Here is a 12,767-nt window from a genome sequence, read left to right on the forward strand (position 1 = left end):
CGGCTGACCGAACTGCCGGTAATGCCCGCCGAGGTGCGGACGACGGGCGAAGCGGAATCGATCGCGATGTCCCCCGAAGAGACGCCAAATCGACATCGGGGAACGCAAGGTGTCGGCGGCCGCGACAGGTGGGTAGGGCTCCGGGCACGCGGCACGGGGGCGACCACGGAGGTCTGAATGGGCAGAGCGCGCCTCGCCGAGCTGTACGGCGTCGCCACCACCTACGAGCCGGAGCCCGGCCGCACCGTCCGCGTCGGTGAGGACACCGTCGTCGCGGTGCTCGCCGCGCTGGGCGTCGACGCCTCCACGCCCCGGGCCGTCCAGGACGCCCTGGAGGCCCGTCGCACGGCCCACCGGGGCCGGCTGCTGCCCCCGGCGGTCGTGCTCCGGGACGGCGGCACACGGAACCTCCCGGAGCTCCCCGACGGCACCCTGCTGCGCGTCGACACCGAGGACGGCCGGACCCTGCCCTGGGACCCCGCGGCGGGCCCCGGCGCCGAGCCCCTCCCGCCGGGCGGCCACCTCCTGCGCGCCCAGGCCCCCGACGGCCGGTCCGCGACCGCGCCGCTGATCGTCGCCCCCGGCCGGGTCCCCGCACCGCCCGGGCGCAGCCACGGCTTCCTCGTCCAGCTGTACTCCCTGCTGTCCGCCCGCTCCTGGGGCATGGGCGACCTCGGCGACCTGGCCGAGCTCGCCACCTGGTCCGCCCGCGCGTTCGGCTCCGACTTCGTGCAGGTCAACCCCCTGCACGCGGCCGTGCCCGGCCCGCCCACCGACCCCTCGCCCTACCGCCCCTCCTCCCGCCGCTTCCCCGACCCCGTCCACCTGCGCATCGAGGAGATCCCCGAGTACGCCTACCTCACCGGCCCCGCCCGGGCGCAGGCGGACGAGCTGACGGCCCACGCCGCCGCGCTGCGCCGGGCCGTGCTGGAGGACGGTGCGCTGATCGACCGCGACGCGGTCTGGGACCTCAAGCGCCGCGCCCTGGAGCTGGTGCGCACCGTGCCGCTCGGCCCCGGCCGGCGCGCCGCCTACGGCGACTTCCTCGCCGAGCAGGGCCAGGCCCTCGACGACCACTCCACCTGGTGCGCCCTCGCCGAGGTGCACGGCCCCGACTGGCGCTCGTGGCCCGCCGGCCTGCGCGACCCGCGCTCGGCCCGGACCGCCCGCGCCCGCGGCGAGCTGCTGGAGCGCGTCGACTTCCACTGCTGGCTGGCCTGGCTGACCGACGGGCAGCTGGCCGCCGCCCAGCGGGCCGCCCTGGACGGCGGCATGCGCGTCGGCCTCGTCCACGACCTGGCCGTCGGCGTCCACCCCTCGGGTGCCGACGCCTGGGCCCAGCAGGACGCCTTCGCCGCCGGCATGTCCATCGGCGCTCCCCCCGACGCCTTCACCTCCCGCGGTCAGGACTGGGGCCTGCCGCCCTGGCGCCCCGACGCCCTCGCCGCCACCGGCTATGCCCCCTACCGCGACCTGCTGCGCGGGCTGCTGCGGCACGCGGGGGCGCTGCGCATCGACCACGTGATGGGGCTGTTCCGGCTGTGGTGGGTGCCGCAGGGCTACGAGCCCCGGCGCGGGGCCTACGTGCGGTACGACGCCGAGGCCATGCTCGCCGTGCTCGCCCTGGAGGCGCACCGCGCGGGGGCCGTCGTCATCGGCGAGGACCTGGGCACGGTCGAGCCCGGGGTGCGGGAGGCGCTCGCGGAGCGCGGGGTGCTGGGCACGTCGGTGCTGTGGTTCGAGCGCGACTACGACGGCGCGCAGAGCGCACAGCGCGCGGAGGGTACGGAGGGCGTGGGGAGGGGCGCGGAGAGCGGGCAGGGCGCCGGGGGCGGCCCCGGGGACGGCGGGGACGGCGCCGCGCACGCGGAGCCGCTGGAGCCCGGGCGCTGGCGCGCCGGATGCCTGGCGACGGCCACCACGCACGACCTGCCGAGCACCGCCGCCCGGCTGACCGGCGACCACGTCGAGCTGCGGCACCGGCTGGGGCTGCTCACCCGGCCGCTGGAGACCGAGCAGCGCGAGGACGCGACGGCGGTCGCGGAGTGGCTGGCGCTCTTCGGGCGGCTGGGGCTGCTGCCGGAGGGGCCGGGCGACGAGGAAGCGGCGGTCAGGGCCGTGCACCGCTTCCTGCTGCGCACCCCCGCCCGGATGGTCGGCATATGGCTGCCGGACGCGGTGGGGGACCGGCGCCCGCAGAACCTGCCGGGCACCTGGGACCAGTACCCGAACTGGCGGCTGCCGGTGGCCGACGCCACGGGCCGGCCGGTGCCGCTGGAGGAGCTGGCCGCCTCCCCCCGGCTGCACGCGCTGATGGAGGAGGTCAGGGCGGCCGCCGGGGGCCGGTGACGCCGATAGGCCACCCCGGGCGCGCGGGCCTCGCGGGTGTCCGATACGTTGAGGCCGTGAGCAATAAGGTCAACAAGAACGCCGTGCGCGCCGGTGCCATCTCCGCGGGCACGCTGCTGATGCTGCTGATGTCGTCCCCCGCGTTCGCGCTCACCCGCGACGACGGCGACGACCCGGGCCCCAGCCTGAGCGCGATCAACACGATCGGCCTCTACGTGGTTGCGCCGATCGTCCTCTTCCTGGTGATCACGGGCCTGACGATGGTCCTCGCCAAGAACTCCGACAACACCCGCACGCACGACACGCACTACCCGCGCACCGCGCGGTGACGCTGCTCGTCTGACCGCCGCTTCTCGAAGGCCGGCACCCCTGAAGGGGTGCCGGCCTTTTTGCTGCCCTTCTCCGCTCCCGGAGCCTTCCCCCGGTCGGTGTATTGCCCAACGGCTTTGGCGTTTGTCCCCACCATTAACCTACGGTGTCGTAACCTACGGAGCCGTAGGTAAAGATCGCCAGGAGCTGCCCGTGACCCTCGCCCCCTCCCATGACGGCCAGGCCGTGTGGAGCGACGCCCGCCTGCTGTACGCGCTCGAAGAGGTCGTCGAGACCGAGCTCAACCGGCACCTGAAGGTGGCCAAGGAATGGATGCCCCACGAGTACGTGCCGTGGAGCGACGGGCGCAACTTCGACGGTCCGCTGGGCGGTGACGCCTGGCTCCCGGAGCAGTCGAAGGTCTCGGACATCGCCCGCACCGCCCTCGTGGTCAACCTGCTGACCGAGGACAACCTCCCCAGCTACCACCACGAGATCGCCTCGCTCTTCGGCCGTGACGGCGCCTGGGGCAGCTGGGTGCACCGCTGGACGGCGGAGGAGGGCCGGCACGGCATCGTGATGCGGGACTACCTGCTCACCTCGCGGGCCGTCGACCCGATCGCGCTGGAGCGCTTCCGCATGCAGCACATGTCGGAGGGGTTCGAGTCCGACAACCGCCACAGCATGCTGCACTCGGTGGCCTACGTCGCCTTCCAGGAGCTGGCGACCCGCATCTCGCACCGCAACACCGGCCACCACTCCGGTGACCCGGTCTGCGACCGCATGCTCGCGCGCATCGCCACCGACGAGAACCTGCACATGGTCTTCTACCGCAACCTGCTGGGGAAGTCCTTCGAGCTGGCGCCCGACCAGACGATGTCCGCCGTGCGCGACGTGGTGGTCGGCTTCCGGATGCCCGGCCACGGCATGCCCGGCTTCGAGCGTGCGGCCGCCCAGATGGCCATCGGGGGCATCTACAACCTGCGCATCCACCACGACGACGTGCTGCAGCCGGTGCTGCGCTTCCTGAAGGTCCTGGAGATCACGGGCCTGGGCCCGGAGGGTCTGCGCGCCCAGGAGGAGCTCGGGCTGTTCATGGGTGGTCTCGACGACCAGGCGCGGAAGTTCGACGAGAAGCGCGAGGCGCTGCTGGCCCGCCGGCGGGCCCGGGCCGAGAAGGGCTGAAACGACGGGGGCGCCCCGGACCGGACGGTCCGGGGCGCCCCGTGCGCGGTCTCAGACGGCGGCGGCCGCGTCAGCGGCCTGGGCCTTCAGCGCCCGCTCGACGCCCGCGCGGGACTCGGTGACCAGGCGGCGCAGCGCCGCGTTGGGCTCGGCCGAGGCCAGCCAGGCGTCGGTCGCGTCCAGGGTGGCCTGGGAGACCTGCAGGGCGGGGAAGAGCCCGACGGCGATCTGCTGGGCCATCTCGTGGCTGCGCTTCGCCCAGACGTCCTTGACCACCGCGAAGTACTTCTCGGCGTAGGGGGCGAGCAGCTCGCGCTGGTCGGCCTGCTGGAAGCCGCCGATGACCGACTCCTGCACCGCGTTGGGCAGCTTGTCGGACTCGATCACCGAGGCCCACGCCGCGGCCTTCGCCTCGGCCGTCGGCCGTGCGGCCCGCGCCCAGGCCGCGTGCTCCTCGCCCGCGGAGGTCTTGTCGCGCTCCAGCTCGGCGTCGATGGCCTTCTCGTCCGCGCGGCCCGTCGCGGCCAGCCGGCCGAGCAGGTCCCAGCGCAGCTCGGTGTCGACGGTCAGGCCCTCGATGGACTCGCTGCCGTCCAGCAGCGCGGCCAGGAGGTCGAGCTGCTCGTCGGTGCGGGCGGTGGCGGCGAAGGCGCGGGCCCACGCCAGCTGGTGGTCGCTGCCCGGCTTCGCCGCGCGCAGGTGCTCCAGCGTGGCCTCGGTCCACTTCGCCAGGCCCGTCTCGCGCCAGGTGGGCGCGGCGTACAGGTCGACGGCCGTCTTCACCTGGCGCTGCAGCGACTGCACCACGCCGATGTCGGACTCCTTGGCGATGCCCGAGAGCACCAGGTCCAGGTAGTCGCGGGTGGCCAGCTCGCCGTCGCGGGTCATGTCCCAGGCGGAGGCCCAGCACAGCGCCCGGGGGAGGGACTCGGAGAAGTCGCCCAGGTGCTGGGTGACGGTCGCCAGCGACTCGGAGTCCAGGCGCACCTTGGCGTACGACAGGTCGTCGTCGTTGAGCAGCACGACCGCCGGGCGGGCCCTGCCGGCCAGCTGCGGGACGTCGGTCAGCTCGCCGTCGACGTCCAGCTCGATGCGGTCCTTGCGGACCAGCTTGCCGTTCTCGTGCTCGTACAGGCCGATCGCGATGCGGTGCGGGCGCAGCACCGGCTCGCCCTTGGCGCCGGCGGGCAGCGCGGGGGCCTCCTGCTTGACGGCGAAGGAGGTGATGATGCCGGCCGCGTCCGTGCTGACCTCCGGGCGCAGGATGTTGATGCCGGCCGTCTCCAGCCACTTCTTCGACCAGGTGCTCAGGTCGCGGCCGGAGGTCTTCTCCAGCGCGCCGAGCAGGTCGGACAGGCGGGTGTTGCCGAAGGCGTGCTCCTTGAAGTACGCCTGGACGCCGGTGAAGAACGCGTCCATGCCGACGTAGGCGACGAGCTGCTTGAGGACGGACGCGCCCTTGGCGTAGGTGATGCCGTCGAAGTTGACGAGCACGTCGTCGAGGTCGCGGATGTCCGCCATGATCGGGTGGGTGGAGGGCAGCTGGTCCTGCCGGTAGGCCCAGGTCTTCATGGAGTTGGCGAACGTCGTCCACGAGTGGGGCCACTTGCTGCCGGGCGCGTACGCCTGGCAGGCGATGGAGGTGTAGGTGGCGAACGACTCGTTCAGCCACAGGTCGTTCCACCACTCCATGGTGACCAGGTCGCCGAACCACATGTGCGCCAGCTCGTGCAGGATCGTCTCCGCACGCACCTCGTACGCGGCGTCCGTGACCTTCGAGCGGAAGACGTACTGGTCGCGGATGGTGACCGCGCCCGCGTTCTCCATCGCGCCCGCGTTGAACTCCGGCACGAAGAGCTGGTCGTACTTGGCGAAGGGGTAGGCGTAGTCGAACTTCTCCTGGAACCAGTCGAAGCCCTGCCGCGTGACCTCGAAGATCGCGTCGGCGTCCAGGAACTCGGCCAGCGAGGGGCGGCAGTAGATGCCCAGCGGGACGGTCTGCCCGTCCTTCTCGTACGTGCTGTGCACCGCGTGGTACGGGCCGGCGATCAGCGCGGTGATGTACGTGGAGATGCGCGGGGTCGGCTCGAAGCGCCAGATGTTGTCGGCAGGGCGCTCGGGGGTGGGCGAGTTGGAGATGACCGTCCAGCCCTCGGGGGCCTTCACGGTGAACTGGAACGTCGCCTTCAGGTCGGGCTGCTCGAAGGAGGCGAAGACGCGGCGGGCGTCCGGCACCTCGAACTGGGTGTAGAGGTACGCCTGCTGGTCCACGGGGTCGACGAAGCGGTGCAGGCCCTCGCCCGTGTTGGTGTACGCGCAGTCGGCGACGACCTTCAGCTCGTTGCGGCCGGCCACCAGGCCCGGCAGCGCGATGCGGCTGTCGGCGAAGACCTCGGCCGCATCGAGGGCGGTGCCGTTCAGCACGACCTCGTGGACCGCCGGCGCGACGAGGTCGATGAAGGAGTCGCCCGGCTCCGTGGCGTCGAAGCGCACCGTCGTGACGGACCGGTAGGTGCCGCCCTCCTGTGCGCCGGAGAGGTCGAGGTCGATCTCGTACGCATCCACGGCGAGCAGCCGCGCCCGCTGCTGCGCCTCTTCGCGGGTCAGGTTCGTTCCGGGCACCGGGGCATCTCCTTAGCGTTCTGCACTATCGCGACGTCCGGCCATCCTTCCACGCCGTCGCTGTGCGTGGCGGTTCGTACGCTCACGGCGGAGGGGTCGCGCGCCCCGGCCGGCGAGCCCGATCCCCGGGACCTAGGCCGCCTCCGACTTTGGACCGAGGCGTGCCCCCGTGACCGCATTTCAGATGCTCTTGCTGGTAGCGTTCACCTGCAAGTTCATTGCAATAAGCAGTCGGAGGGCTCGGCATGGCCATCTACACACTTCCCGAACTTCCGTACGATTACGCGGCTCTGCAGCCCGTCATCGACGCGAAGATCATCGAGCTGCACCACGACAAGCACCACGCCGCGTACGTCAAGGGCGCCAACGACACGCTGGAGCAGCTCGCCGAGGCTCGTGACAAGGACCAGTGGGGTGCGATCAACGGCCTGGAGAAGAGCCTGGCCTTCCACCTCTCCGGCCACATCCTGCACAGCATCTACTGGCAGAACATGACCGGCGACGGCGGCGGCGAGCCCCTCGACAAGGACGGCGTGGGCGAGCTCGCGGACGCCATCGCCGAGTCCTTCGGCTCCTTCGCCAAGTTCAAGGCGCAGCTGACCAAGGCGTCCGCCACCACCCAGGGCTCCGGCTGGGGCGTGCTCGCCTACGAGCCGATCAGCGGCCGCCTGATCGTCGAGCAGGTCTACGACCACCAGGGCAACGTGGGCCAGGGCTCCGTGCCGATCCTGGTCTTCGACGCCTGGGAGCACGCCTTCTACCTGCAGTACAAGAACCAGAAGGTGGACTTCATCGACGCCATGTGGGCCGTCGTCAACTGGCAGGACGTCAACGCGCGCTACCTCGCGGCGAAGGAAAAGGGCAGCTCCATCATCCTGGCGCCCTGACCCACCCCCCAGGCCGCCTGCTCGTGATCGTCTTCTCACCCTTCACGCGGCGGGCGCACAAGGAGGCCCCCGCGCGGTCGGATCGCGCGGGGGCCTCCCCTGCATTCCATCATTCCGGGCGGGCGTGGCCGAACGCCTCGCCGGACACCGTGAACTCCCTCGCCAGCCCGGTCTCGTGCAAGCGGGCGAAGGGAGTGAACGGCACCCCCATCTCCGACTTGCCGCGGTCGAAGTTCCACGCCTTCTGCACCGCGAAGCGGTAGTCCACGACCGTGCCCCCGGCGGCGTCCACCCGGACCGTGCCGGTCAGCCGGAACTCCGCGCAGCGCAGCGCCAGCCACCAGTCACGACTCGCCCGGCGGGTGATGAGCACATCGCGCCAGCCGCTGTCGGCGGGGTACGCGGCAGGGCCGCCCGGCCCGGCCCGCCACCGCTCCAGCGCCTCCTCCCGCCACCGCCGCAGCTGCTCGGCGGCGGCCGAGCGGACGGCCTCCAGCGCCAGCAGCGCCTCGGCGTCCACCCGGCGGGCGGTGCCCGTGCCGCGCAGGTAGTGCCGCAGCATGCCCGCCGCCTGCCGCAGCCCGAGCAGCGCCCACAGCGCGGCCAGCGCATGGCACGCCAGCAGCGTGATCAGGTCGTACGGACGCGGGGGCAGCTCCGCGTAGGCGGCGTTGGGGCACGGCGGCACCGCCTCGGCCCAGCCGCCGTCGCGGCCGAGCGGCCGCGAGAGGTCGGTCTGGCCCATACCGGGACATTAAAGGACCGCCCCCGTGTCCGCAGGTCGACGCCGCGGCCGACCGCCGGGGAGCGCCTCAGTCGAAGACCGGGCCCACCGTCCGGGTCCGCTTGATCTCGTAGAAGCCCGGCGTGCCGGCGACCAGCAGGGTGCCGTCCCACAGCCGTGCCGCAGCCTCCCCCTTGGGGGCCGGGGTGACGACCGGGCCGAAGAAGGCGATCTCGGCGCCGTCCGCACCGGGCACGGCGATGATCGGGGTGCCGACGTCCTGGCCGACCTTCTCGATGCCCTCCTTGTGGGAGAGGCGCAGGTCCTCGTCGTGGGCGTCGGAGCCGTACGCCTCGACCAGCCGCGCCGGCAGCCCGGCCGCCGCCAGCGCCGCCTCGACGGTCTCCCGGGTGCGCGGCTGATCCTGGACGTGGAAGCGGATGCCGATCTCGGTGTAGAGGCGGCCCAGCACCTCCTCGCCGAACTCCTTCGCGGCCGCTATGCACACCCGCACCGGGCCCCAGGCGTCGGTGCGCAGGTACTCCCGGTACTCCTCGGGCACCTGGTCGATCTTGTCCTCGTTGAGCACGGCCAGGCTCATGACGTGCCAGCGCACGTCGACGGGCCGCACCTTCTCGACCTCCAGCATCCAGCGCGAGGTCATCCAGGCCCAGGGGCAGGCGGGGTCGAACCAGAAGCGGGCGGTCACTCTCTGCGCGGTCACGCGAATCTCCTCCGAGGGGTCGATGCGTCTCTGACGAGGGCAACGAGCTGGACAGTCAGTGATTCAACAAGCACCCCCCGTGCCATGATTCCTGATGTTTCGCATGATCTGAGTGATCAATCCGATGAAGACGAGGGAGCCGCGTCGTGCCCGGAGAGAACCTGACCCGTGAGGAAGCCCGCCTCCGCGCCCGGCTGCTGGGCGTGGACGCCTACGAGGTGGCGCTCGACCTGCGCTCCGCGGTGGGTGCGGGTCCGGCGGCGGGTGCCGGCCCGCGCACGTTCCGCTCGGTGACCACGATCCGCTTCCGCTGCGCCGAGCCGGGCACGGCGACCTTCGCCGACCTCGTGGCCCCCTCCGTGACGTCGGTCACCCTCAACGGCCGGGAGCTGGACCCGAAGGCGGTCTTCGACGGCGCCCGCATCGCCCTGGAGGACCTGGCCGCCGAGAACGTCCTGGTCGTCGACGCCCAGTGCGCCTACAGCCGCACCGGCGAGGGCATGCACCGCTTCGCCGACCCGGAGGACGGCGAGGTCTACCTCTACACCCAATACGAGCCCGCCGACGCCCGCCGCGTCTTCGCCACCTTCGAGCAGCCCGACCTCAAGGCCCCCTTCACCTTCTCCGTCACCGCCCCCGCCGCCTGGACGGTGCTGAGCAACGGCGAGCAGGACGGCGAGGCCGAGCCCGTCGCCGGGGACGCCGCCTCGGCCACCTGGCGCTTCGTGCCCACCCGGCCCATCTCCACCTACATCACGGCCGTCGTCGCCGGCCCGTACCACGTCGTGCGCGACCACTACACCCGCACGTCCGCCGACGGCACCGTCCTGGAGATCCCGCTCGGCGCCCTGTGCCGCAAGGGCCTGGCCCGCCACTTCGACGCCGACGACGTCTTCGCCGTCACCAAGCAGGGCCTGGACTTCTTCCACGACCACTTCGACTACCCGTACCCCTTCGGCAAGTACGACCAGGCGTTCGTGCCGGAGTACAACATCGGCGCCATGGAGAACCCCGGCTGCGTGACCTTCCGCGAGGAGTTCGTCTTCCGCGGCAAGGTGACGCAGGCGGCCTACGAGCGCCGGGCCAACGTCATCCTGCACGAGATGGCGCACATGTGGTTCGGCGACCTGGTGACCATGGAGTGGTGGGACGACCTGTGGCTCAAGGAGTCCTTCGCGGACTTCATGGGCTCCTTCTCCCTCGTCGAGGCGACCCGCTTCACCAACGGCTGGGTGACCTTCGCCAACAACCGCAAGGCATGGGCCTACCGCGCCGACCAGCTGCCCTCCACCCACCCGGTCACGGCCGACATCCACGACCTGGAGGACGCCAAGCTCAACTTCGACGGCATCACCTACGCCAAGGGCGCCTCCGTCCTCAAGCAGCTCGTCGCCTACGCCGGCCGCGACGCCTTCCTGGAGGGCGCCCGCCGCTACTTCAAGCGCCACGCCTACGGCAACACCCGCCTGACCGACCTGCTGGAGGTGCTCCAGGAGACCTCCGGCCGCGACATGGCCGCCTGGTCGCGCTCCTGGCTGCAGACCGCCGGCGTCAACTCCCTGACCCCGCTGGCCACCTACGACGCCGCCGACCGCATCACCGAGCTCGCCATCCTGCAGGAGGCCCCCGCCGGCCACCCCGAGCTGCGCCCGCACCGCGTGGCCGTCGGCCTCTACCGCCGCCGCGAGGCGGGCGGTGCGCTGGAGCGCTACGCCCGGGCCGAGGTCGACGTCGCCGGCCCGCGCACGGTCGTCACGGAGCTGGCCGGGGCCGAGCGGCCCGAGCTCATCCTGGTCAACGACGACGACCTCACCTACTGCAAGATCCGCTTCGACGAGGGCTCGCTGGCCACCCTGCGCGCGCACCTGGGCGACCTCACCGACCCGCTGGCCCGCGCGCTGTGCTGGTCCGCGCTGTGGAACCTCACCCGCGACGGGCTGATGCCCACCCGCGACTACCTGGAGCTGGTCCAGCGCTTCGCGGGCGCCGAGACCGACATCGGCGTCCTGCAGATGGTCCAGGCGTGGGCCAGTGGCGCCCTCGTCCACTACGCGGCCCCCGCCCGGCGCGAGCAGGCCGGCCGCGAGCTCGCCCAGAGCGCGCTGCGCGAGCTGCGCCTCGCCGAGCCCGGCAGCGGCCACCAGCTGACCTGGGCCCGCTTCTTCGCCGAGCTCGCGGAGACCGAGCCGGACCTGCAGCTGCTGCACGGCCTGCTGGACGGCAGCGGGAAGGTCGACGGCCTGGACGTGGACCAGGAGCTGCGCTGGACGTTGCTGTGCGCACTCGCCGCCCGCGGCGCCGCCGACGAGGCGACGCTCGCCGCCGAGCTGGCCCGGGACGACACGGCCTCCGGCCGGCGCCACCACGTCCGCTGCCTCGCCTCCCGCCCGTCGGCCGAGGTCAAGGCCGAGGCGTGGGCGTCGGTCGTCGACTCCGACACGCTCTCCAACGCCCTCGCCGAGGCCACCATCGCCGGCTTCGCCCAGCCCTCCCAGCGGGAGCTGCTGGCGCCGTTCGCGCCGCGCTACTTCGAGGTGATCGAGCGCATCTGGAGCGAGCGGTCCATCGAGATCGCCATGGCGGTCGTCCGCGGCCTCTACCCGGCGCTGCAGGACGACCGGGAGACGCTGGAGGCCACGGACGCCTGGCTGCGGGCGCACGAGGACGCGCCCCCTGCCCTGCGCCGGCTGGTGCTGGAGGCCCGCGACGACCTGGCGCGGGCCCTGCGCGCGCAGGAGTGCGACGCCACGGCGGGCTGACCGCCGGCCGCCGGCGGGCCCGGCGACGGTTCCCGAACGCCGTTGACATCGAACGGCGTTGTCCTGAATTGTCGACGGGCCCGTAACAGCGGTTAGGGGGTGGGCGCGGGGCGGGAATGGCCGGGGCATGAACCCCAACACCCCCCTGTCCCCGCGCCCCCTCCACCACCTCTCCGACGTCCGCCACCGGGTCATGACCGCGCGCCGGCTGCGCGAGCACGGGCTCACCGGATCCGAGGTCGCCGCGCGCTGCCGGTCCGGCGGCCCCTGGCAGCAGCTGCTGCCGGGGGTCTTCCTGCTGCACACCGGCCCGGCCACCAGCGAGGAGCGGCTGCACGCCGCCCTGATGTACACGCTGCCGCGCGCCCAGGTGCCCCGGCAGCCGGGCCCGGCCGCCGCGCGCGAGGCCGAGTCGGCCGGCTACGGACAGGCCATGGTCACCGGCCCGGCCGCGCTGGCCCTGTACCGCTTCACCTGTGTGCCCTCGCTGCTGTCCCTGGAGCACATCGACGTCCTGCTGCCGCGCACCCGCCGTCTGCGGCCGAACGGGTTCGTGCGGCTCGTACGGGCGCACACCGTGCCGCACGCCCGGCTGGTGACGGGCGTGCCGGTCGCCCCGGTCGCCCGGGCGGTCGCCGACACCGTGGCGCAGCTGACCGACGCGTCGGCGGTGCGCGCCCTGCTGGGCGAGGCCGTGCGCGGGGGGCACGCCGAGGCGACGGCCGTCGTGCGGGAGCTGACCCGGGCCCGGCTGCTGGCGCGGCCGCACGTGGTGCACGCGGTGGAGGCGCTGCTGGCGGAGGGCCGGGCGGTCGCCGAGGGCCGGCTGTACGCCATGGTGCGCGAGCACGCGCTGCCGGCGCCGCTGTGGAACGTCGAGCTGCGGCTGCCCGGCGGGCCCTGCCTCGCAAGCGTGGACGCGTTCTGGCCCGACCACGCGGTGGCCCTGGAGCTCGACACGCGGGCGCCGCGCGAGCAGGAGGAGGCCGTCTGGTCCGAACCCACCCGCCGGCGCGAGCACTTGGAGCGACTGGGCGTGGTGCTCGTCCGGGTCACGCCGAAGAAGCTCAAGGACGCGGAGGCGCTGGAGCAGACGGCCGCGGTCGTCCGGACCGCCCTGGTGGCGTCGGCCGACCGCGACCCCTGCGCCCCTCTCGTCGTCCTGCCGAGGTGAATCCGTTCCTTCGTCGCTCCCGGCCGCCGGCCCG

9 protein-coding genes are annotated in these 12,767 nt (G+C 72.9%); 6 read left to right on the forward strand and 3 right to left on the reverse strand.

What is annotated here, in order from left to right; all coding sequences use genetic code 11:
• Positions 1–177: 177 nt before the first annotated feature.
• The 3 genes from malQ to IE182_RS13835 all read left to right on the forward strand — a co-directional run bounded on the left by malQ (position 178) and on the right by IE182_RS13835 (position 3,843).
• Entirely contained in the window at positions 178–2,349 is a 2,172-nt protein-coding gene (gene malQ / locus IE182_RS13825; protein ID WP_190110088.1) for a 4-alpha-glucanotransferase, read from the forward strand.
• Between the two features lie 56 nt (positions 2,350–2,405).
• Complete coding sequence (locus IE182_RS13830) at positions 2,406–2,678, forward strand: hypothetical protein (RefSeq protein ID WP_190110089.1); 273 nt, start codon at positions 2,406–2,408, stop codon at positions 2,676–2,678.
• Between the two features lie 193 nt (positions 2,679–2,871).
• On the forward strand, positions 2,872–3,843 hold the full coding sequence (locus IE182_RS13835; RefSeq protein ID WP_190110090.1) for an acyl-ACP desaturase: 972 nt from the start codon (positions 2,872–2,874) through the stop codon (positions 3,841–3,843).
• 51 nt (positions 3,844–3,894) lie between these two features.
• Here IE182_RS13835 and pepN (IE182_RS13840) read toward each other — a convergent pair whose 3' ends face one another.
• The gene (gene pepN, locus IE182_RS13840) at positions 3,895–6,465 is read right to left on the reverse strand and encodes an aminopeptidase N (protein ID WP_190110091.1); all 2,571 of its coding nucleotides are present in this window, start codon (positions 6,463–6,465) and stop codon (positions 3,895–3,897) included.
• Between the two features lie 245 nt (positions 6,466–6,710).
• On the opposite strand from pepN (IE182_RS13840), the gene IE182_RS13845 reads away from it, so the two are divergent.
• Positions 6,711–7,352 carry a superoxide dismutase gene (locus IE182_RS13845; protein WP_190110092.1) on the forward strand — a complete coding sequence of 214 codons (642 nt, stop codon included), beginning with the start codon at positions 6,711–6,713 and terminating at the stop codon, positions 7,350–7,352.
• A gap of 109 nt (positions 7,353–7,461) precedes the next feature.
• On the opposite strand, the gene IE182_RS13850 is transcribed toward IE182_RS13845, so the two are convergent.
• Positions 7,462–8,097, reverse strand: a complete 636-nt coding sequence (locus tag IE182_RS13850) for a hypothetical protein (protein ID WP_190110093.1) — start codon at positions 8,095–8,097, stop codon at positions 7,462–7,464.
• A gap of 67 nt (positions 8,098–8,164) precedes the next feature.
• Positions 8,165–8,800: a DsbA family protein gene (locus IE182_RS13855; RefSeq protein WP_190110094.1), complete on the reverse strand. Its 636-nt coding sequence runs from the start codon at positions 8,798–8,800 to the stop codon at positions 8,165–8,167.
• Between the two features lie 146 nt (positions 8,801–8,946).
• On the opposite strand from IE182_RS13855, the gene pepN (IE182_RS13860) reads away from it, so the two are divergent.
• The gene (gene pepN / locus IE182_RS13860; protein WP_190110095.1) at positions 8,947–11,559 is read left to right on the forward strand and encodes an aminopeptidase N; all 2,613 of its coding nucleotides are present in this window, start codon (positions 8,947–8,949) and stop codon (positions 11,557–11,559) included.
• A 127-nt stretch (positions 11,560–11,686) separates the two neighbouring features.
• Positions 11,687–12,733: a hypothetical protein gene (locus tag IE182_RS13865; RefSeq protein ID WP_190110096.1), complete on the forward strand. Its 1,047-nt coding sequence runs from the start codon at positions 11,687–11,689 to the stop codon at positions 12,731–12,733.
• Positions 12,734–12,767: the final 34 nt, after the last annotated feature.

The organism is Streptomyces cinnamoneus (assembly GCF_014650495.1).
In the GTDB taxonomy this organism is placed as follows: domain Bacteria; phylum Actinomycetota; class Actinomycetes; order Streptomycetales; family Streptomycetaceae; genus Streptomyces; species Streptomyces cinnamoneus.

Excerpts from the sequence above, each read along its gene's own strand:
- malQ (WP_190110088.1), top strand. The coding sequence starts at position 178 with ATGGGCAGAGCGCGCCTCGCCGAGCTGTACGGCGTCGCCACCACCTAC.
- IE182_RS13845 (WP_190110092.1), top strand. The coding sequence starts at position 6,711 with ATGGCCATCTACACACTTCCCGAACTTCCGTACGATTACGCGGCTCTG.
- IE182_RS13850 (WP_190110093.1), bottom strand. The coding sequence starts at position 8,097 with ATGGGCCAGACCGACCTCTCGCGGCCGCTCGGCCGCGACGGCGGCTGG.
- IE182_RS13865 (WP_190110096.1), top strand. The coding sequence starts at position 11,687 with ATGAACCCCAACACCCCCCTGTCCCCGCGCCCCCTCCACCACCTCTCC.